Annotated in this window: 17 protein-coding genes and 1 pseudogene; 10 read left to right on the top strand and 8 right to left on the bottom strand. The window is 69.3% G+C overall.

Going from position 1 to position 20348, the window contains the following annotated elements:
- Nucleotides 1-18 precede the first annotated feature (18 nt).
- Nucleotides 19-498 (bottom strand): hypothetical protein, encoded by a 480-nt coding sequence (locus KWI83_RS32110; RefSeq protein ID WP_218517902.1) that lies wholly within the window; start codon nt 496-498, stop codon nt 19-21.
- Nucleotides 495-4421, bottom strand: coding sequence for a polymorphic toxin-type HINT domain-containing protein (locus KWI83_RS32105; protein ID WP_308122301.1), 3927 nt, complete (start codon nt 4419-4421; stop codon nt 495-497). The genes KWI83_RS32110 and KWI83_RS32105 overlap by 4 nt, the downstream gene beginning before the upstream one ends.
- Before the next feature lie 497 nt (nt 4422-4918).
- On the opposite strand from KWI83_RS32105, the gene KWI83_RS32100 reads away from it, so the two are divergent.
- From KWI83_RS32100 to KWI83_RS32085, 4 genes are all read left to right on the top strand, one after another.
- Nucleotides 4919-5413, top strand: a complete 495-nt coding sequence (locus KWI83_RS32100) for a hypothetical protein (RefSeq protein WP_256363096.1) — start codon at nt 4919-4921, stop codon at nt 5411-5413.
- A gap of 83 nt (nt 5414-5496) precedes the next feature.
- Nucleotides 5497-8049: a tachylectin-related carbohydrate-binding protein gene (locus KWI83_RS32095; RefSeq protein ID WP_256363095.1), complete on the top strand. Its 2553-nt coding sequence runs from the start codon at nt 5497-5499 to the stop codon at nt 8047-8049.
- 319 nt (nt 8050-8368) lie between these two features.
- Nucleotides 8369-9487, top strand: a complete 1119-nt coding sequence (locus tag KWI83_RS32090) for a permease (RefSeq protein ID WP_218517900.1) — start codon at nt 8369-8371, stop codon at nt 9485-9487.
- Nucleotides 9484-10299 (top strand): TIGR03943 family protein, encoded by an 816-nt coding sequence (locus tag KWI83_RS32085; protein WP_218517899.1) that lies wholly within the window; start codon nt 9484-9486, stop codon nt 10297-10299. Before KWI83_RS32090 ends, KWI83_RS32085 begins: the two co-directional genes overlap by 4 nt.
- A 268-nt stretch (nt 10300-10567) precedes the next feature.
- Here the strand turns inward: KWI83_RS32085 and KWI83_RS32080 are convergent, their stop codons facing one another.
- The 6 genes from KWI83_RS32080 to KWI83_RS32055 all read right to left on the bottom strand — a co-directional run bounded on the left by KWI83_RS32080 (nt 10568) and on the right by KWI83_RS32055 (nt 16272).
- Entirely contained in the window at nt 10568-11617 is a 1050-nt protein-coding gene (locus KWI83_RS32080; protein WP_218517898.1) for a YaaC family protein, read from the bottom strand.
- A 157-nt stretch (nt 11618-11774) separates the two neighbouring features.
- The gene (locus tag KWI83_RS32075) at nt 11775-12656 is read right to left on the bottom strand and encodes a hypothetical protein (protein WP_256363094.1); all 882 of its coding nucleotides are present in this window, start codon (nt 12654-12656) and stop codon (nt 11775-11777) included.
- A 126-nt stretch (nt 12657-12782) separates the two neighbouring features.
- Nucleotides 12783-13568 (bottom strand): hypothetical protein, encoded by a 786-nt coding sequence (locus KWI83_RS32070; RefSeq protein WP_218517897.1) that lies wholly within the window; start codon nt 13566-13568, stop codon nt 12783-12785.
- Nucleotides 13565-14398, bottom strand: a complete 834-nt coding sequence (locus KWI83_RS32065) for a hypothetical protein (protein ID WP_218517896.1) — start codon at nt 14396-14398, stop codon at nt 13565-13567. Before KWI83_RS32065 ends, KWI83_RS32070 begins: the two co-directional genes overlap by 4 nt.
- 105 nt (nt 14399-14503) lie before the next feature.
- Nucleotides 14504-15034 (bottom strand): N-acetyltransferase, encoded by a 531-nt coding sequence (locus KWI83_RS32060; protein WP_218517895.1) that lies wholly within the window; start codon nt 15032-15034, stop codon nt 14504-14506.
- Nucleotides 15019-16272, bottom strand: coding sequence for a helix-turn-helix transcriptional regulator (locus tag KWI83_RS32055; protein ID WP_218517894.1), 1254 nt, complete (start codon nt 16270-16272; stop codon nt 15019-15021). Before KWI83_RS32055 ends, KWI83_RS32060 begins: the two co-directional genes overlap by 16 nt.
- A gap of 253 nt (nt 16273-16525) precedes the next feature.
- Between KWI83_RS32055 and KWI83_RS32050 the strand changes: the two genes are divergently transcribed.
- The 6 genes and pseudogenes from KWI83_RS32050 (at nt 16526) to KWI83_RS32025 (ending at nt 20225) form a co-directional block, all read left to right on the top strand.
- Nucleotides 16526-16942 (top strand): ATP-binding protein, encoded by a 417-nt coding sequence (locus KWI83_RS32050; protein ID WP_218517944.1) that lies wholly within the window; start codon nt 16526-16528, stop codon nt 16940-16942.
- Nucleotides 16936-17298: a hypothetical protein gene (locus KWI83_RS32045; RefSeq protein WP_218517893.1), complete on the top strand. Its 363-nt coding sequence runs from the start codon at nt 16936-16938 to the stop codon at nt 17296-17298. The genes KWI83_RS32050 and KWI83_RS32045 overlap by 7 nt, the downstream gene beginning before the upstream one ends.
- A 121-nt stretch (nt 17299-17419) precedes the next feature.
- Complete coding sequence (gene tgmA, locus KWI83_RS32040; protein ID WP_218517892.1) at nt 17420-17722, top strand: putative ATP-grasp-modified RiPP; 303 nt, start codon at nt 17420-17422, stop codon at nt 17720-17722.
- Nucleotides 17719-18689: pseudogene (gene tgmB, locus KWI83_RS32035) on the top strand (ATP-grasp ribosomal peptide maturase). Before tgmA ends, tgmB begins: the two are co-directional and overlap by 4 nt.
- A complete protein-coding gene (gene tgmC / locus KWI83_RS32030) occupies nt 18679-19866 on the top strand; it encodes an ATP-grasp peptide maturase system methyltransferase (RefSeq protein ID WP_218517891.1) in 1188 nt (395 codons plus the stop codon). The pseudogene tgmB and the gene tgmC overlap by 11 nt, the downstream one beginning before the upstream one ends.
- A gap of 32 nt (nt 19867-19898) precedes the next feature.
- Nucleotides 19899-20225, top strand: a complete 327-nt coding sequence (locus KWI83_RS32025) for a DUF6087 family protein (protein ID WP_218517890.1) — start codon at nt 19899-19901, stop codon at nt 20223-20225.
- Nucleotides 20226-20348 lie beyond the last annotated feature (123 nt).

Raw genomic sequence — 20348 nt, 5'->3', positions numbered from 1 at the left:
TCATTCAGGCGGTTTCCTTCAGGCGGTTTCCTCCGTAGGGAAAGCGCGGTCCAGAACCGCTCGCACTTCCCCGATCCCCTGCTTCCAGCCATCGCTCGCCAAGGTCGCGTGATCCCAGGCGACGACAGGGTCTTCCCCTGTCACGCAATAGCCGTAGATCTGGTCCGCGATGTCGTCCGTGAAGAGATGGTCGAAATGGAAGGCTCCCTCGAACGCCAACCATGCGATGCCCTCGGCGTGCGCAGCCGCTTTCCGCAGGCACTGCCGCAGGTAGGGGGCGGCGACCTGGTCGACGTCGTGGAAGGTGAGGTCGTACTCCCGGACGACCGCCTTCCTCCCCCCTGGCTCGGGGGAGATCGGAAAGATTTCGACCTCGTCCGGGCGCGTACCCGCCACGTCGAACTCCTCCTGTCCCAGGGAGGATTCGGCCCGCCCCAGTGTGAAGAGGATGACGACCGCGGGGCCGCTCCAGGTGATGGCCTCTTTGAGGGAACTCACAACAGGCCCCACTTCGCCAGGTTCTTGGCCGGGGGCACCATGGCCGTGATGACCTTGCCCTGATACGGCCCTTCCTTCGCCACCATGATCACCACCACCTTGCCGTTGACCCTCTTGGCGAATCCCTTGGCCTGGGTGTCACCGACCTTCCAGTCGAAGGTCTTGTCCGGCGACGTCAGAATCTGCGAGAAGTTGTCCTGGAAGTACTTGACCTGGGAGGCGACGCTTCCCTTGTTGGGGATCACCCCATCCTTGATCAGGTGCCGGATGGCGTGCCCGCCACCCTTGTTCATACCCGTGAAGGCATCCCCGACCGTGTCCTGCGTGAAGCCGATCGGGCAACTCGCGTTGTGGACCAGAACAGGAGCGGCACCGGCCAGCACATAGTACGTGTGGAAGTCGGCGACACTCAGGTTGTGGACCCGCTGCTCGGACGTGCTCCACGCCTTGGCCGCACTGACCCGCGCGGAGGCACCGGCCGCGGTCCGCAGCCGGTCGCCGGGCGTGAGGCGCGCGGCGTCGAGCCAGGCCTTCTTCTCACCGGCCACCCAGAAGGGGTGGTTGTCCGTGGCGACCACCGTGCCGGTGGTCCGGGCGCCGGGACCGGTGACGGTGAGGTCCACGAGGTTCTTCGGACCGTCGCTGGTGATGGTCGCCTTGACGCTCTTCGCTTCGGTGCGGCCGGACCGCGGGTCCGTGGCCATGACCTGGTCGCCGACCCGGACGTCCTCGATCGCCTTGGTCCGGTTACCGGCCATCAGCACGCGGGTGCCCGGCAGGAAGCTGCTCTTCCCGCAGGTCGTCTTCTTCAGGATCTTCAGCTTCAGAGCGCTGAGGGCGAGGCCCTTGAGACAGGAGGGCTTCTTGTCCCGAAGGCACGCCTCGATCTCCTCGGCGCCCACGTACCAGGCGATCAGGCGGTCGAGATAGGTGCTGGTGATGCATCCCATGCCACCGGCGCCGTCACCGCCGCAGATGAGCATGACGTCGCCGGACTTCCAGTCCTCGTTGCCCATGACGTATTCGCTGCGGTACTCGACCAACCGCTTCTCAAGAGCCTTACGAAGCTCTTCGTCGGACAGCGGCTTGCTGGGCTCCTGCGCCTCCTGCTGGATCTGCGCCTTCAGTTCCGCGACCAGCTTGTCGGCCGCGGTCTTCAGCGCTTCGCTCTCGGCCTTGGCCGCGGCGGCGGCGTCCTGGTCCGCGTTCTCGGCGGAGACACCGGCGTTGTAGGCGGCGGTGTTGGCCTCCAGGGAGTAGGTGAAGGCGACACTGGCGGAGTGCTGGGCGCGTTCCGCGGAGCGGGCCGCCGACTGCGCGTCCTGCTGGGCCGCCGCGGCCGCTGCCCTGGCCGTCCTCGCGGACTCGGCGGCGCGGTCCGCGGACTCGGCCGCCTCGTCGGCGGACGCGTCGGCCTGCCGGGAGTACTCCTTCGCCTGGTCGGCGGACGCCTTGGCCTTGTTCGCCCACTCGGTGGCCTTCGCGGCGTCCTTGCGGGCCTCCGCGGCCACCTTCTGGGCTTCGGCGGCGTCCTTGTGGGCGAGCGAAGCCGACTTGTAGGCGGCCTGCAGCAACGTGTTGATCCCGGCGATGTGCGCGGCGGCGTTGGCGTCCCGCTGCCGGGCCTTGTGCAGGCCGATCTCCAGGAAGCCGCGCAGGCCGTCCGGGGGACCGGACAGCGCGGCCTGGGCCGCGGCCCGGACCTCGGGGCCGCCGGTGGCGAGGGCCTGGGTGACCGCCACCCGGTCGTCGTCCTCGCGGGCCTTGTGCTGCCCGACCTGAAGGAACTCCGCCACGTCGGCCGCGGTACCGTCCAGCGCCTTGCTGGCGGCGGCCTTCACACCCGGTCCGCCCACGGCCGCGATCCTGGCGACGGCGACCCGGTCGTCGTCCTCCTTGCCCGGGTAGGCGCGGGTGCGCAGGAACTCCCGCACCTGGTCGATCGGCTTGTCCAGCACGTCCAGGGCGGCCTGCCGCTGCGCGGGGATCTCGCTGGTCGTGGCGATGTGCGCCACGCTGGCCCGGTCGTCCTGTTCCAGCGCCACCGCCAGCCTGGTGCGCACGAACTCGGCCACGTCCGCGTCGGTGCCCGCCAAAGCGGCCTCGGCGGCGTCCTTCACCCAGGTTCCGCCGTTGTTGAGCATGTTGACCGCGGCCTGTCGGCCCTTGGCGGCGGTGACCGCCGGGTCGGTCGCCGCGGCGGCCTCCTGCAGCAACTGCTGCGTCTGCGCGTTGAGTTCCTGCAGGCGGCCGACCTCCCACTGGGCGGCGGTCCGGCGGGCCTCGTGGGCCCGGTTGGCCTCCTCTGCCGCGCGGACCGCCTCGTCCTGCTGCTGGGCCAGCCGCTCGGCGTCGGCCTCGCGCGCCAGCTTCGCCACGTTCGAGGCCTGCGTGGCCGCCTTCAGCGCGTTGTTGGCGGCCACGGTGGCCGCGTTCGCGGCAGCGGTGGACTCCTTGGCGGCGTCCACCGCCTTGCCCGCGTCGTCGGCCGCCTTGTTCGCCGCGATCGCCGCGGCCTCGGCGTGCGCGGCGGCGTCGTTGGCCGCGTCCCGCGACTGTCGTGCGGCCGTGGCGGCCTGGTTCGCGTTGGTCTGCGCGGCGCCCGCCGCCCGCGTGGCCTGGTCGGCGAGCCGCTTGGCCCGGGCCGCCGCCGCCTGTGCCTCGTCGGACTTGGCACCCGCCTCACCGGCCCAGCGGCCGGCGTCGGCGGCGGCCGCTGCCGCCGCGGCGGCGTTGGCGCCCGCGCTGGCCGCGGCTCCGGCGGCCTTCGCGGCGTTGTCGGCGGCGATGCCGGCCTGGTGGGCGGCGTCGGCCGCCTTCCGCGCTCCGGACGCGGCGGCGTTCGCCTTCTGCGCGGCCACCCGCGCCTGCTGGGCCCGGGCGGCGTCGCCCGCCGCGGCGGCGGCTGCGGACCTGGCCGTGGATGCCGCGTTTCCGGCCTGGCTCGCGGCGTAGGCCGCCTGTGCCGCGGCGGTGGCGGCCACCCGTGCCGTCGCGTTCGCGGCCGCGGCCGCGGACACCGCCGTACGGGCCGACTGGGCCGCCCGGTCCGCGGCTGCCGCCGCCCGGGACGCGGCCGCCGCCGCCTTGCCGGCCGAGCCCTTGGCCGCGAGTGCCTCCTGCGCCGCGACCTGCGCCGCCTCCTTGGCGGCCTTCGTGGCGGCCTCCGCCTTGGCCGCCTCCTCCTTGGCGGTCTCGGTCAGCTCCTGCGCCTGCTTCTGCGCGTTGTCGGCGAGTTGGGCCAGCTGCGTGACGGTGAGCGTTTCCTGGTCGCGGGCGGCGGCGACCTCCCAGCCGTGGTCCAGGAACTCCTGGACGTCCTCGGCCGTGCCGTCCAGGGCCTGTCCCGCCAGCAGCTTCACGTTCGGGCCGCCCGTGGCCAGCAGGCGGGCGACCTGGACGCGGTTGTCGTCGTCGCGCGCCCGGTACTGGCCCTCTTGGAGGAACGCGGCCCAGTCGTCGGCCGTGCCGTCCAGCGCCGCACTGCCCGCCGCCTTCACGCCCGGACCGCCGAACGCCATCACCTGCGCCACCTGAACGCGCAGATCGTCCTCGTACGGCCGGGTGAAACCGCCGTCCAGGAAGGCCTGGAGCTCCGCCTCCCCGCCGCTCAGGGCGACATTGGCCGCCTCCCGCACACCGGGACCGCCCACGGCCATGATCTGCGCCACCTGGACCCGCATGTCCTCCACTTGGAGGGTCGGCAGGTCCTGATCGATGAACGTCTCGATGTCGGCGTCCGAGCCCAGCAGGGCCGCCTCGGCCGCCCGCCGTACGCCCGGGCCGCCGTATTCCCATTCCAGCAGGACGTCGGCTCTCTGGTACTCCGGTGGGCCGTCGGCGGCCGCGGCAGGGCGCAGATCCATCCCCAGCACCATCACCAGGGCTGTCAGCGCCGCCGCGACGCCGTGCCATCCCGGCACGGCTCGCAATCTGGCATTCAACGCGTTGCTCCCCTAATTGATTGTCATTCAGCGGGGCACGCGGCGAAGGAGCCCGGAGCACGGCGCGTATGGGGCATTTCTGGTATCGGCGCACGTTTTCCCCCGTAGGTCCCGTCGGGCGTGCCCGACGCCCGCACCGACACGTCACGTCCGTGCGACCGACTTGATCTTTACTATAGCCTTACGACTTTCACCATCGACGGGTGGTCAACTCCGGTCGACTTCCAGGTGGCTGAACGGGGTGTTCCGGTTTAATCGCGCGTTCACCTTGTGGGTCTAACGGCGAACTGCCTCAAAAACGTGTGTCCCGAGTCACTGTTGTGTGCGGAAGTGCGCGGGTGTCAGGATGCGGATTCGGCCCGACTCACTGATCATCAACTCGATCCGATGCGCGACGAGTTGGTGGTTCCGTCTGTTGGGTCGTCTGTTTGCCCGCGTGCGTTGCGCATTTCACGAACTCAAGGCAAGGGACACTGATGAGATTGCTTTCTCGGGTGGTGGCCGCCAGTGCCGCCGTCGGCCTCGCGGTGCTGGCTCACACGGCTGGTGCACCCGGTGATACGGACACCGCCGCCGTGCGCACGGTGGCCGGCGAAGCCCCGGGATTCGCGGTGGAGGATTTCGCGTATCCGCAGGCCGACAAAATCCAGCAGGAACGCGGAATCATCCTCAAGCGCGGCGACGGGCACATCGTCCTCGCCGACTGCGGTCCGGACGGACTGCTGGAGGTGTCGGCGCGGGGCCGGCAAAAGTTCTGTTTCCGGGTCACCGGAAACCAGGGCTATCTGAGTCTGGAGCTGCCCGCCGTCTACGCGATCAAGGGAAATGACTACCAGACCGAGGTCAACATGACCGTCGGCAGCGAGGAGAAGACCTTCCAGGTCGACGAGAACATCTGGACGCCGGTCGGGGAGGGCCTGGATCCGGACGGGCGCCAGCACATGCTCGTGGAGATCGTCACCTCCAAGTAGCCCTTCGACCAGGCCTCTTCACGGACCGGCGTTCTGTATTGCGAGCCGCCAGGTCCGTCCGTACCCCCCTCAAGGAAATGGACATGCCCAGACCCCGCAGCACCCGCCTCACCGCGCTGGCCGCGTTCAGCGCGGCTCTCACAGCGGCCCCGATGATGGTGTCCGCCGCCCCGGCCCAGGCCGTGACCGGCGCGCCCGCGTCCGACAACGCCCACGCCTTCACCGCCCGCCTGGACATCGGCGACGGCCAACGCGCCTGCTCCGGCACGCTGGTGTACGCGCAGTGGCTGCTCACCGCCGCCAGCTGCTTCGTAGACAACCCCGCCGCCGGCCTGGACGTGCCCGCGGGCGCGCCCGCGCTGCCGACGACCGCCACCATCGGCCGCACCGACCTGACCACCACGACCGGGCAGGTGCGCAACGTCGTCCAGCTTCTCCCCCACCCGGACCAGGACCTCGTACTGGCGAAGCTCGCCGGCCCGGTCACCGGCATCACGCCCGTCGCCCTGAGCGCTACCGCCCCCGCAGCCGGGGAGGAGCTGCGGGTCGCCGGATACGGTCGCACCAAGGACGAATGGGCCCCGCTGCGCCTGCACACCGGCACCTTCACCGTGGACTCGGTGAGCGCCACCGAGGTCGGCATCACCGGCAAGGACGGGGCCGCCGTCTGCAAGGGCGACACCGGCGGCCCCGCCTTCCGTGAGGCCGGTGGAACCGTGCAGCTCGTCGGCGTCAACAGCCGCTCCTGGCAGGGCGGTTGCTTCGGCACCGACGAGTCCGAGACCCGCACCGGCGCGATCGGCGTCCGCATCGACAAGGTGCGCACCTGGATCAACGCCAACGTCGGTCCGGCCTGCGCCTCCACCGGCGCCCTCTACTCCGTCACCACCGCCGGCAGCCTTCTGCGCCGTAACGTGGGCGACCCGGCCAACGGCACGGCCACCGTCCCCGAGGCCTCCACCATCGACTCCGGCTGGGACCAGTACCCCCGCGTCCTGGCCGGACCCCACGCCAGCTTCTACGGCATCAAGGCCGACGGGCTCCACTTCAGCCACCGCGTCGCCTCCACCGGCGCGTGGGACATCCACCACCGGAAGATCAGCACCGGGTTCACGACGTACCGACTGCCCGAGAACCGCAACAAGATCAGCATCGACCGCGGCGGCCACATCTGGCACGTCGACGGCGGCGGTGACCTGCGGTGGGTCCAGTACACCAGTGCCACGAACAGCTGGAACCCGGCCGGCAACAAGAAGATCGACTCGGGCTGGGGCCGCTACAGCCACATCGTCGCCACCGACGACGGCGTGCTGTACGGGATCGACTCGGCGACCGGCCATCTGCTGCGCTCGCGCTACGACTTCGAGAGCGAGCGCTGGCTCCAGCGCCACGTCACGGTCAGCTGGGCCGACTGGCGGGACTCCAAGAACATCACGTCCTTCGGCGGCGACGTGATCATGCGGGTCAAGGCCAACGGCGATGTGCGCCACTACCGCTACCACGAGCCGTCCGGGGACTTCGGCGGCGTCTACAACCTCCTCATCGGTTCGGGCGCCCACTGGGCCGGCTACACCAGCGTGAGCGGCGCCCCGGACTCCTGCGGCCTGCGGGCCGACCACACGCCCGAGTCCCCCGCCGTCGACGCCGACCGCACCGGCCCCGCCAGTGTGCTGCAGACGTCCACCGGTGAGATCGAGTACGCCTACACCGACAACGCGGGCCGCATCGTCCACGGACGGCAGACCGACCCGGCCGACTTCGGCTCCGTCCAGTGGACGACCGGCCCGGACACCGAGACGTTCTCCGGCCGGACGCAGCTCGCCGAGCAGCCCGACGGGGCGGTGGCGCTGACCGCGCAGAACGTCAACAGCGAGACCTGGTGGCGCCGGCACAGCGCGGGCGGCTCGTCCTGGGGCAACTGGGTCAACCTGGCCGGTGCGATGAAGGAGCCCCCGGTCACCGCCAAGCGGCCCGACGACGTGCTGGTGCAGTTCGCCGTCGACGCCGACGGCACGCCCTGGTACCGCGCCCAGCAGCGGCCCAACGTGGACTTCATGGGCTGGATCAGGCTCGACGGCGAGGGCTTCGCCGGACCGCTGACGGCCGTGACCGTCCGCGACGGCATCCAGCTCTTCGGCACCGACACCACCGGGCAGCTGCGCACCGCCACCTTCAAGGACGGCGCGGTCGGCTCCTGGACCGATCTCGGCGACCAGAAGACCACCCACGTTCCCTCGGTGGTGGTCTACCCCGGGTACCGGCTCGGTGTCTTCGCCCGCACCACCGACGGCAAGGTCGTCAACCTCGTCCAGGCGGGCGAAGGGGCGGCCTTCCCCGCCACCTGGACCCAGGCCGGCGACCTCACCGCGGCCGGCGCACCGTCCGCCGTCATCAACCCCGTCTCCGGCTTCACCGAGGTCGTCGCGCGGGCAGCGGACGGGACGATCCACAACACCCGCGAAACCCGGCAGGGCGCCTTCGGCACGTGGGGCGCCTGGCAGCAGACCGGCACCGAACGGTCGGCCACCGACCCGGCGGCCTTCACGTACACCACGGACGCGGGCTCGGCGTGGGCGTACGTGTTCCGCACCGAGGGCGGCGAGGCCCGTATCCAGCAGGGGCAGTCGGGCGCCTGAGCGACGCCCGGCAGGCCCTGGGGCGTGTTTCGAAAGGAGCGCCGTCCGCCCGGGGGGGGGGCGGGGCCCGCGGCGTCCGGTGCTGGGGGTACCTCCCACGCCGTTCAGGCAGTGGGCGAGCATCGCGAGGCGGAGGATCGCCCGCGTACGTGGGCGTACGCGGGCGATCCCGACAACGCAGCGAGGCGCCCTGCCACGCGTCGCGGGCCGGACGGGACTTTCGAAACCCGCCGCCCTGAGGCCCGCGGCGGGCGCTGGGCGTCGGGAGTCGCGCAGCGCCCGCTATCGTCGCTCCGATCAGCCGACGCGCGGAGCATGCATGCGGAAGACGGAACAACTCGCCACGCAAGAGGCAGTGGAAGCGAGAGCGGGAGCGGATCCGGGAGCGGGAGCGGATCCGGGAACGGGAGCGGATCCGCAAGGAGCGGGAGCGGAAAGGGACGGCGTGGCGCGGGACGGTGCCGCCGCCGCGTCCGTCGGCACCTGGCCGCGTTCCTGGCCGCTCCTCCTGTTGGCGGCCGCCGTCCTCCCCGGCGTGCTGCTCTTCGCCGTCGGCCGGTGGGCGGACGAACCGGCCGTGCAGGCGTGGCGGACGGTGTGCCTCGCCGTCACCGTGCAGGCGCTGCCGTTCCTGCTGCTCGGTACCGCCCTGTCGGGCGCGATCAACGCGTTCGTACCGGCGCGGGTGTTCAACCGGCTGCTGCCGAAACGGCCCGCGCTCGCCGTCCCGGTCGCCGGGGCCGCGGGGGTCGTCCTGCCCGGCTGCGAGTGCGCCTCGGTGCCGGTCGCGAACAGCCTGATCGGACGGGGCGTCACCCCGGCCGCCGCCTTCGCGTTCCTGCTGTCGGCGCCCGCCGTCAACCCGATCGTCCTGACCGCCACGGCGGTCGCGTTCCCCGGCAGCCCGGAGATGGTGCTGGCCCGCCTGCTCGCCTCGCTCGTCACGGCGGTGGCGATGGGCTGGCTGTGGCTGGCACTGGGCCGGACGGAATGGCTGCGCCCCGCTGTCCGGCACACCGGTCACCACCCGGGCCACAGCCGCTGGAGCGAGTTCCGGCGCGGTTTCCAGCACGACTTCCTGCACGCGGGCGGCTTCCTCGTCGTCGGCGCCATGGCGGCGGCCACCTTCAACGTGGCGGTCCCGCCCTCCGTACTGGAGACGTTCTCCGGCTCACCGTGGCTGTCCGTGCTCTTCCTGGCCGCGCTCGCCATCCTGCTGGCGGTGTGCTCGGAGGCCGACGCGTTCGTCGCGGCCTCGCTCACCGGTTTCTCGCCGGTCGCCCGGCTGACCTTCATGGTGGTCGGGCCGATGGTCGACGTGAAGCTGATCGCGCTGCAGGCGGGCACGTTCGGCCGGGCCTTCGCGATCCGCTTCTCCGCCGCCACGACGGTCGTGGCGATCGTGTCCAGCGCACTGATCGGAGCGGTACTCCTGTGAAGCGCCTCCTCCAGATCACCCTGCTCGCCCTCAGCGGCCTGGGCGTCCTGCACGCCTCCCTCTTCAGCGACCTCTACCTGCGCTACGTCAAGGAGGGCATGCGCCCGCTGCTGATCGGATCCGGCGTGCTGCTGCTGGCCCTGGCGGCCGCGGAGGCCTGGTGGGGACGAAAGGAGGACGTGGGGGCCCACGATGAGGGCGCCCACGATGAGGGCGCCCGCGATGAGGGCGCCCACGATGAGGGCGCCCACGATGAGGGCGCCCACGATGAGGGCGCCCGCGATAAGGGTGCCCATGACCACTCCGGCACTCCCAAGGTCGCCTGGCTGCTGCTCCTCCCCGCCCTCAGCCTGCTCTTCTACGCCCCACCGGCCCTCGGCGCCTTCACCGCCTCCCGCGAGGCGCCCAAGGCCATCGCGGAGGAGGACCACTTCGACCCGCTGCCCGCGACCTCGCCGCTGCCGATGACCCTCACCGACTTCACGCAACGCGTCCAGCAGGACCGCGAGCAGGCAATCAAGGGCCGCACGGTCCAGCTGACGGGTTTCGTCACCCCGGCCGGGGACGGTGGCTGGTATCTGACGCGGCTCATCCTGAGCTGCTGTGCGGCGGACGCCCAGTCGGTGAAGGTCCGTATCCACGGCGTCCAGGCGCCGCCCGCCGACACCTGGGTGACCCTGACCGGCACCTGGCACGCGTCCGGCACCCTGGGCACGAAGTCGGCCTCGGCGGCACTCGACGCCCACACCGTCAGGAAGATCCCCAAGCCGACGAACGGCTATACGGACGCCCTGCCGCTCACGCCGCCATGACGGCCTACAGGAAGAAGGCGGGGCTCGAAAGCCCCGCCCACACACCACGGGCCCTCAGCTCAGGGCCACACCAAGCAATACGGCTGATGCCCCGCCTCGTGAAGCCGCTTCGAGAAGTCCTGCCACTCGTGCAGCGATTGGGGGCGGGAGGGCGCTGACCTGGGGCTTCGCAAGGGAATGAGCGTTGACCTGGGAAAACTCCTCTCGGTAGTTCTCACGGGTCAACGCCGTTTCCCAGGCTCATGTGCCCTGGATGTGCCCTGGCCGCCTACAAGGCGAGCGGCTTGGAGAGCAGGATCGGCGTCTGACGCAGGCCCTCCAGTACCAGGTGGGGAATCACTTCGAGCGCGGTGTCCAGGGCGTACTCCAGGGCTGCGGCGTCGGGGGACTTGTCGATGTCCAGGGCGTTGGTCCATTGGCGGGGCTGGTAGCGGGCCAGCATGGAGAAGCTGTAGAGGAGCAGCCACCAGGACATCAGCGGTGTCGGTGGTGCCTTGCTGGGTTCGAACGCCGGCCGCAGGTGGCGGTCCTCGTTGAAGCGGTAGACAGGGGCCCGGACGTCGAAGAACTCCGCGATCTCTCCTGTCTGCATGCCCTTTTTCGGGGCCGGCCAGCAGAGCTCGACGGAGAAGCGGCGGGCGCGCGCCTCTCTGAATGCCTCCTCCTCGCCACCCCACGGCTCTGAGCCCTCCAGGCCCGGGTACTTGGTGATGAAGTCCTGCAGCCACGCTTTGCGGTTTGGCAGTGAGGGCATTTCCTCGTTTACCCAGACAGTCGCGCAAAGGAATTCAGCGGACTCAGCGATATGGTCGGCCGACCAGACGTCTGTGGCTTCGGTAGATGTGCGGCTGTCCGCCAAGAGCTCGACCGCAAGGATGTCGTTCGTTCCTTCGAGAGGGATCTCCGCAAGCTCAGGGAGCGAGTTCCACAAGGCCCCGAGAGTGATGGCGTCCGTCGTGCGCTCGGATCCTGTGGCGTCGGACACCGCCTGGAAGGCCCCCACGCCCTCGGGCCGGACGGCGATGTCAGGAACGCCGCGCTTCATGTCTGGGATCTTCAGGCCGTGCTTGTCGAAGGTCCATGTTCCTTCTGCATGGGCAGCCGTTATTGCCAGCCCGGCCTGGACGAGGCCGTAGTACAGGTTGATGGGGCGAGTGGCGGGTGAGACGACCTCCGCCGCCTTCATCTGTTCCTCGAACTGTTGCAGTGCGGCGGAGAAGGTCTTCCTCCTGGAGGCCGAATCCTGGAGCTTGGTTTTCTCAGTCAGGCTTGTGCGGCAGTGCCGCAGCCCGAGGCGTATGGCTGTTGTCCCGTCCATGTGCTCCCGCTTTCTTCTCTGCGGGACAGTGTGCCTGGCTGTGGGTGCGGATGTGAGGGCAAGACGGAATTGGGCTAGCAGATCTGATGCTATGGGCAGAGACCAGTTGGTCTGCGATTCCATCAAGCCAGGTACTCCGCAGCAGCACTGTCGCCCTTCAGCCTTGCGGCGCCGTAGCGAGCGCCTGCCGTGCGGCGCATGGTTCGATGCGGAGCGCCTGCCCAGCAGCGAGTTGGAGAGCTGGATCGTCAGCCTGAAAGTGCCCGAGCGACGTGATGCCGAACCCCGCGCCAGCGAGTGCGGAGAGTGCCCTCCTAGACAAGGTGTGGCGTTCGGCCTCCTCAGCGACGGCCGCGGAGTCGAGGGAGAGCCACACACGTCCGTCGAGCGCTGCGGAGACTTGGACCGGCCCCGCCGGTGCGCAAGGGACTTCGGCGTCGGTGAGGACCTGGGCGGCGGCATCACGATGGTCGGCGGTGTTCTTCATGTCGACAGCGCGCGCGGCCATGTAGATCGCATGAGCCAGTTCGGCGGCAGCCTCCTCGGCGGCAGTGACGTTGATTCGGTAGGGCCCCATGGAGACAGTGTCGGTAGTGATGTCGTAGCCGAAACCCCAGAAGGCGCGAGCCACGTCGCGCGGTTCGTCACCAGCCTTGACCCGCTGGCTCTGCGGACCGTGGCCCAGGCCACGCGACCAGTTTTCGAAGTGGATGAGTCCGTTTCGGATTTGTGTGATGTCCGGCAGCGACAGTTCGAATCGCTTGCGTGCCTGTTCCAGCGCCTGTCCGACTTCCGGGTCCATGCCGAGATCGGCCAGCGCGGCCTGCTCCAAGGTCTCCGCCGTCAGCAACTGCCGCAGCGCGATACACAAGTGCCTCGCGTCGATCTGTCGGGAGTCGAACCCGCTGACTACTTCATCGCCAGCATGGATGCGCCGGACGCACAGTGCGACATCACGCCGTGCCCACTGAGCCTCCGATACGGCGATTGCGTAGGGGTTGTCTGCCGGTGACCAGCCGTCGACTGCACTCTCGTCCATGATGAGCATCCTCGCCCCCAAGACCCTGCCACGCCCGGCATTTTCTACAGAGCTTGGCAGCCAGCTGAGCTGGCCTGGGGTCGGCGCCGTCTCCCATGCTCATAGGCCCTGTCGAATAGGGCTGGCTCAGAGCCACGTGCCCCAAAGAGCGACCGCAACGGCGGCTACGAGGGCGACCAAGACAGCCCACACGCCCACTGCCCGTGGGAAGGTGCGATGTGCCGTTCCTCCAACCTCTGCGCGCGCTGATCCGTGTCGGTGCGCGACCGCGACAGGCGCGGTGACAGTCACTGAGGAATTGTCGCCGGTGACGATGTTGATGTTCTGGAGGGCTTGAGCAATCTGGTCCGGTGTCGGGTCCTGCTGGCCATGCGGCATCGCTGCCCGCAGCTCCCCGACCAACTGAAGGAGCCGCGTACGGACCTGGTCGAGGACTCCCTCCAGGGCTGACACGTGCACCGACCAGTACACCCTGAGCACCTGCCTGGGGGAGTTCTGGCTCATCACGACAGCCAGCTCGGCAGCCATGGCCGGACCGAGCTGCACGGTCTGGCCTGGATGCCTGGCGACCAGCGACTCGATCTGGCCCACACCGACTCCGAGGCGGAGTTCGTCGCCCAGGCTGTCACGGGCGAAGTCCGGTAGGTCGAACATGCTGACCGGCTGTTCCCGGAACTGGAACCTTCCGCTGTGGCCGTCCATTACCAGGGGCGCCGGAATCTTCCGGTAGTCGGGGACCGGCACATCCGTACCCTCATAGCCCTGGAGTTCATGCAGGGCCCAGGTGCGCAGCGCTGCGGAGTGGGCGTCTCCGCCGAGGGCAATCACCTGCCGCAGGATCGGGGCGAGCGAGCGGCTCTCGTTGAGGACATGACGCTCCAGCCGGTCGAGGCGGCTTCGGCCGAGTCTCATTTCGTCAAGACCACGGTGGCGATGACGCTGGCGGTCGCCGCTACCGCTCCGATGGCGGTCCAGACGACTGAGCTGCGGTGCCACCAGGGCTGCGGAGGCGCGGGCGTGGGTTCGTTGACGTTGGCGCTCGCGGTGCCGCCCCGGTCCGCCTTCGCGTTCGACGCGGTGATGTTGAAGGTGGAGCCGTCGCCTCCCGTGATGTTGAGGGCCTGCTGTGCGGCCGAGTCGATCTGGTCGGGGTTGGGGTTCTGCTGGCCGGCGGGCATGGCTGCTCTCACTTCCGCGACGAACTGGGTCAGACGAGTTCTGATGTGATCGAGGACGCCTTCGATGCTGGCAACGGAGACGTCCCAGTGCAGAGACGTAATGTGGGAGCCTTCGTTTCCCAACTGGTGCTGTTCCTGTGTCATCAGCAGGACGTATTCAGCCGAGCCGGGCGGGCTCAGACGTACCACCCTGTCCCCGCGAGTGACGACGGCTTCGAGTTCCCGGACTCCTTGCCGGATCGGTGCGCTCTCTCCGATGCCACGATCCTGAGCGGGCTCGGGTAGCTGCCCAGGGCTGATCCGCTGGGTGTTGCCCCGGATGATCTGGCCCGGTAGATAGAGGTCCACCACGACTTCGAGCGCGGCTGGCACCTTCCGGTACGAGGGCAGCTCATCAGCCGCCGCGTACCCTTCCAGCTCCTTCAGCGCCCAGGCGCGCAGTTGCCCGTGGTGGGCGTAGCCAGCCAGCATGATGCACCGCCGGAGGGCGGTAGCGAGAGAGGCGGTGTCATCCAGGACGGCGCGCTCAAGCTGCTCCAGCCCCCGGATGTCGGGTGTCGTCACGGTGTCCAGTCTGCCCTGCCCCACTGACAGCACTGGTCGATTTCGTCGTCCTGGCACCTCGCCTTGCCATCAGCGCCAAGGGAGTCATGGGCTCCAGTTCCTGACTCAGTCCCGAAGGTCTTTGACCATGACCGCGTACACCGGTGAGTCGGCGAACGGTTGCTGCTCGCCGACTCTGGCGTATCCCCATGTCTCGTAGAGCGCTTGGACCTTGGGGTGTGTGACGTCGACCAGCAGCACGGCGAGGTCTTCCGTACGTTCCTTGAGTAGCGCCTCGTGCAGGCGGTCGGCAATTCCCTGCTTACGCCAGCTTGGGCGCACCATCACTTCGGAGACCGCGTAGGTGGAGGAATAGCCGTTGTTCGGCTCGTACGCGGTGGAGCGCCACCATTCGCGGCCGGGGGCGAGCGGGGCGCCGTAGGCGAAGCCGGTGGGTTCCTCGTCGTCGTAGGCCACGACACAGGAGAAGCCGTCCATGCCGGTCCAGTGGTCGACGAACCAGGCGAAGCGCTGGTGGAAGGGGTCGTCCATCTGGTCGGCGTAGGCGTCGGCGTGGACGTCGATGAGCATCTGCCGGAAGCCTTCGGGAAGGTTTCCGTGCTGGAAGTGACGCAGGTCGGTCACGCTCGGCTCCATTCGGTTCGCATGCGGTCTGCCCAGTCTCGTACGTAGGAGGCGGAGGGGGCCATGACGAACAGGCCCCGGTGGAAGTCGCCCATGAGCGTGCGCATACGGCCGGGCAATGGGTCGCCATCCATGATGGTGAAGACGTCGGTGGCTGAGGCCGTGGCCTGTTCGGCCTCTCCCTGGTGGAGCTGTGCGAGAGCGAGCTGGGCCGTCGCGAGGGCCTTGTTGCGCCGGAAGGCGGTCGGGATCCTGGCCAGCGCGCGGTGAGCCATGGCTTCGGCATGAGGGTGGCGTCCGCTGTTGAACTGGACGATTGCGGCGAGGTGGTCAAGTTCGGCCTGCCCGTAGAAGGCGGTCCAGCGCGGACGCTCTCGGTCGGCCACCCTGGTGAAGGTGTCCTGGGCTGATCCCAGTGAACGCAGGCCCGCACGGCCGTCACCGAGAGCCGCGTACGCGAGGGCGACGCGGACTCGGCCCAGCGAGTCGAAGAACGGGTCTCGGCGAGCCGCTGAGGAGGCTTGCGCGGCCTGCGCCGCTGCGAGGGCTTCGGGCCAGTTCTGCCGCTGGTAGGCGAGCATCGAGAGGTTGACCCAGACCCGCATTTCGGTGGGGCCGTCCTGGGAGAGGCCGGCGTACGTCGCTGATTCGTTCAGGTAGCTCTGGGCCTGGTCGAGATTGCGGGCGTCGATGCAGGACCAGGCGGCGATGGTGGTGTACTCGGCGGCCAGTGCGTACAGGGCTCGGCGGACGCGTTCGCCGGCGTTGCGCTGCTGTAGTTCCAGCACCCTGGTGCGGCCCTGGGCGGCGGCCTTCTCCAGTGCCGTGTGTCCGCCCTGGCGGTCGTCGGCTTCGACAAGGGCGTTCATCCCGGCAGCGACCCGGGCCACGTCCGACATGCCGACGGTCCGGCGTTGCGCCACCAAGGGAACGGCGGCAGCTGCGCTTCCGGTCGCTGAGGTGAGGAAAGTGCGACGCCGCACGGGGTCCTCCTGCGGGTGTTGCATGGTGCGTGGTGCGCTGAACCCTAAGTCCTCGACGGGACAACCGAACACCCGCTCCAGGGCTGCACACGTGCGTCCGATGGGGCGGCGGGAGGTCCCGTTGAGGAGGTTGCGGATTGTACGGTCGGAGACGTCACCGGGCCTGCCGGTGATCTCTGCCAGCGCAGCGTTCATCCGACCAGCCAATTCTTCCTGGGTGAGCCCGAGTTCCTCCATCCGACTCTTGAGGATGGCGTTCGCTCCCATGGACCGACCGTAGCCCTGTGGTCACTGGCCGAACCAGACCCGAGGTCACCGGAGCGTAAAGTCTTCCGGTTCGCGGAGGCACGGCGGGGCGCGACATTTCCTGTTCGCCGTCGGCCAAGGGCCGTTGACTCGGTACCAGCCGTTGAGCGGGCGAGTTTCCCCTTCCTGCCTCTCGATGGCGTGGAGGAAGGCCCGCCCCTGCGCACCCGTCGCGGGGCGGGCGTCCCAGCCTCGGAGGGATGACCCCGTGACGATGACCGCCGCCAAACCAACCACGACCGGTGTTCCGGGCTACACCGAGACGGTGCCGTGCGAGCCGGAATCCGCGCGCCGCGCACGTCTGCTTGTCTCCGCGGCTCTGGACACCTGGGGCATAGGCGAGTTGGCCGAGGTGGGCACTCTGATCGTTTCGGAGCTGATCAGCAATGCCGTCAGCCACACGCCCTGTCGCGTGGTTCGTGTGATGATTCGGCGCGAGACGGCCGAAGTGATTCGGATCGGCGTTGCCGACAAGTGCCGAGACACCCCGGAACCGGGCTGTCCTGAAGGTGACTCGGAGGGCGGCCGTGGTCTGCTCCTGGTCGAGTCGCTGAGCTGGCGGTGGGGCTACGACCTGCATCGTTGGGGCAAGCTCGTCTGGGCAGAGCTGCGGGTGCCGGCCGCATGCTGATCTCGCGTATCTCCTTACGACTCCTGCCCTCGGAGGAACTGGTCGGCGACCCGTTCCCGGACGCGTGCGTGCAGCTGGCCTTCGGCCCGACGCGTCCGTCTGACGAGGCCGGCGCGGTTGCTGTCCCAGAGTCGGTCCGGATAACTCCCGCCGACCTTGTGCGGCTGCGCGTCGAGTCGGGACTGGCTCTCGGCGAGATCCGCGCGGAGATGCAACGTGCCGAGATCGCGTGGCGGCAGCAGCTCAGCCGCTGGTACGGCGACGGCCGACTGGCAGTCGAGGCCCGCGCACCGGACATCAGCCTCCTTCAACGGGTCCTGGACGGGTTGCGGAATCCCGGTCCGGTTTCGAGGTAGGCCCCGGCGCCTCTTCTTCCCGGCGCCCCTGAGACTCCCGCACAAGCAGGATCGTGTTCCTCGATGCCGTGCGGGTGAGCAAGTCAGGCGAAGGACAGAACTTCTGACAGGAAGGAAGACCGTGTTCAACCACATGGATCGATTCCCAACGGGCAGCCCGCTGCCGCAGGGGCATCTGACGGCGGCCCCGTGGGGTCTCCGTCGCATCGCCCCGTACCCGCCCGTCGAGGGCCCCGTCTACGCGACGGTGACGCTGGATCCGGAGACGCAGACCGCCCGGTACTTCGACACTTCCGGGGCGCCCACCATGTCCCCGGGCCACGGCACATCCTCCGGTACGAATCCCGCGACCGGCACCACGGGCCAGGGCGACCGCAACAGCGACTCCCCGGACAGCGACACGGGGAACGACACCGACCAGTGACTCTGGTGACGAACGACGATCGTCCGGTCCTGGTCGTCACCAACCTCGACGACCCGACCGCGGACTTCGTGATCGCCGAGCTGCACGACCGGGGCGTCCCGGTCGTGCGGTTCGACTCCGGTGACTTCCCCGCCACCCTGTCGTGCTCGGCCGCCATCGGCGGCACCCACAGCTGGCGGGGAAGCGTGCAGACCCCGAGCCGACGTGCCGACCTGGGCGCGGTGCGTTCCGTGTACTACCGGCGCCCCTCCGGGTTTGCCTTCCCCCACCTCGACAAGCAGGACGAACGGTTCGCCGTCGCCCAGGCGCGCTACGGGCTCGGAGGCATCCTGACCTCGCTGCCCGGCTGCCTTTACGTCAACCACCCCAATCGCATCGGCGACGCGAGTACAAGCCAGCCGGGCTCGCGGCAGCGGCGGCGGCCGGCTTCACGCTTCCGCCGACGTTGATCACCAACGTTCCCGACGACGCGCGGGCCTTCATCAAGGCGCAAGGTGCCGTCATCTTCAAGCCGATCTCGGTTCCGCTCTACCTGGTCGACGGCGAGGCCCAGACCGTCCCCGTGACCGAGGTGACCGCCGACGAGATCGACGATTCCGTGTCCGGCACCATGCACCTCTTCCAGAAGCGGGTGCGCAAGGTTGCCGATATCCGGGTGACTGTGATCGGCGAGCAGATCTTCGCCGTGCGGATCGACTCCGGTCTCCTCGACTGGCGTACGGACTACGGCACTCACACATACACGCCGCTTGCCGCGCCACCCGCGGTGGAGCGGTCGATGCGTGCCTATCTGAAGCACTTCGGGCTCGCCTTCGGGGCGTTCGACTTCGCTCTGACCGACCGCGGCGAGTGGATCTTCATCGAGTGCAATCCTTCCGGGCAGTGGGCATGGATGGAGCCGCCGACCGGTCTGCCGATGACTGCCGCACTCACCGATCTCCTGGAAGGAGGACTCCGTGGCCAGTGAAACCGACATCGAGACGGCCGCAGCCGATCTCCGGCGCTGGCTCGCCCGACAACTGGAGAAGGACGGCTGGCTGCGCTCGCCGCAGTGGCGGGCCGCCGTGGAGGCCGTGCCCCGCCACAGATTCATCCCGCGTTTCTACCGGGAGAGCCGCGCTCCGGGCGTCACCACCTGGGAGCCGGTCACACCGGAGACGGTCGGTAAGGAGGAGTGGCTCCGGCTCGTCTACACCGACGAGACATGGATGACCCAGTTCGACGGCCGGGACATCGACTGGGCCGACCCGAAGCCGATCAGCAATGCGATCCCGACCTCGTCATCGACGTTGCCGAGCCTCGTGGTCCGGATGCTCGAAGACCTGGATGTGCAGGACGGCATGAAGGTGCTGGAGATCGGCACCGGAACCGGTTACTCGACAGCACTGATGTGCCACCGGCTTGGCAGCGAGAGCGTGACCTCGATCGAGACGGACGAGGGCGTGGCCCGACGAGCCGGCCACGCCCTCACGGGATCCGGTCATACCCCCCACCTGCTGGTGGGGGACGGCCGCGTCGGCCACCCCGACGGAGCCCCGTACGACCGGCTGATCGCCACGTGCGGCTTCCGCAGCATCCCGCCCGCCTGGCTGGAGCAGGTCCGCCCTGGCGGCCTCATCCTCACCACCCTTCGCGGCTGGATGCGCTCCCTCGGCCTGGTCAAACTCATTGTCACCGGTGACAGCGCGAGCGGGTGGTTCAGCGAGGACGACCCGAGCTTCATGATCGCCCGCCAGCAGGACGCACCGGAGAGCCTCGGCATGGTGCCGGCCCCCGACGACGGAACGGTACGGAAAGCCGTACGCGGGCCAGAGCTTCTCACCAGCTCCGGGTCGGGGTTCATGGCGCAGCTCGCGGCGCCGGACGCCCGTTTCTTCTCGATGGCGGTCGATGGCGGCCCGGTCAGCACGTTTCTGCTGGACAGCGTTACCGATTCCTTCGCCGTCCTCGCTCCCACGGACGGCGGCTGGCAGGTCAGGCAGGGCGGCCCCCGCCGCCTGTGGGACGCGATCGAGTCGGCGGTGGCCACCTGGGAGGAGTACGGCTCACCGAACACCGCGGCGTTCGGCGTGAACGTCTCCCGCGACCAGCAGGCCGTCTGGCTCGGGAACCCGAACGGCCCGCAGTGGCCGCTACCCTCCTGAGACAGGCCGCCACCGACGCGAGGAACACGAGGATGGACGACGAGCCGCTGAAGGACTGGGCGGAACGCCGTGACGCGAAGATCGGCCGACTGCGCGCCGTGCTTGTCATGCCCGGCGACGGGCCCAGGGCATCACATCTGAATCCGGATGCGCCCCGCGCCATCGAGCGCTGGAACGGGCACACATGGGAGCTGTACGGATTCGCAGCCAGCCTGGTCGAGGCCCAAGCCATCCTGTACCCGGAGGCCAACAAGCCCTCACCCTCAGGGCCGGTGCCGAAGCCGCTCGGCTCCGGCACCGGCAAGCACCGCAAACCCCAGGCGCCCAGGCCGGACGGTGGCGGCCGGGCAGAGAGGTGATCAACGCCGCCGCGCCTGAGGCTGCGGCGGGCGCGGAGCGGCGGGGTGGCCCTCGACGTAGTGCGCGTTGGCTGCCTGGGCTCGTGGGCCGGGTGCGTGTCTTTCGCCGAGGCTCCGGCACTA

The sequence above is a fragment of the Streptomyces sp. TRM70350 genome (assembly GCF_019219825.1).
In the GTDB taxonomy this organism is placed as follows: Bacteria; Actinomycetota; Actinomycetes; order Streptomycetales; family Streptomycetaceae; genus Streptomyces.
Note: the sequence above shows the minus strand (reverse complement) of the source record. Positions and strands in the feature narration are given on the sequence as shown.

Bases quoted from the DNA above. Each gene is read 5' to 3' on its own strand.
- KWI83_RS32100 (WP_256363096.1), top strand. From the start codon at position 4,919: ATGAGATTGCTTTCTCGGGTGGTGGCCGCCAGTGCCGCCGTCGGCCTC.
- KWI83_RS32095 (WP_256363095.1), top strand. From the start codon at position 5,497: ATGCCCAGACCCCGCAGCACCCGCCTCACCGCGCTGGCCGCGTTCAGC.
- KWI83_RS32090 (WP_218517900.1), top strand. From the start codon at position 8,369: ATGCGGAAGACGGAACAACTCGCCACGCAAGAGGCAGTGGAAGCGAGA.
- KWI83_RS32080 (WP_218517898.1), bottom strand. From the start codon at position 11,617: ATGGACGGGACAACAGCCATACGCCTCGGGCTGCGGCACTGCCGCACA.
- KWI83_RS32075 (WP_256363094.1), bottom strand. From the start codon at position 12,656: ATGGACGAGAGTGCAGTCGACGGCTGGTCACCGGCAGACAACCCCTAC.
- KWI83_RS32070 (WP_218517897.1), bottom strand. From the start codon at position 13,568: ATGAGACTCGGCCGAAGCCGCCTCGACCGGCTGGAGCGTCATGTCCTC.
- KWI83_RS32060 (WP_218517895.1), bottom strand. From the start codon at position 15,034: ATGGAGCCGAGCGTGACCGACCTGCGTCACTTCCAGCACGGAAACCTT.
- KWI83_RS32055 (WP_218517894.1), bottom strand. From the start codon at position 16,272: ATGGGAGCGAACGCCATCCTCAAGAGTCGGATGGAGGAACTCGGGCTC.
- KWI83_RS32050 (WP_218517944.1), top strand. From the start codon at position 16,526: ATGACCGCCGCCAAACCAACCACGACCGGTGTTCCGGGCTACACCGAG.
- KWI83_RS32045 (WP_218517893.1), top strand. From the start codon at position 16,936: ATGCTGATCTCGCGTATCTCCTTACGACTCCTGCCCTCGGAGGAACTG.
- KWI83_RS32025 (WP_218517890.1), top strand. From the start codon at position 19,899: ATGGACGACGAGCCGCTGAAGGACTGGGCGGAACGCCGTGACGCGAAG.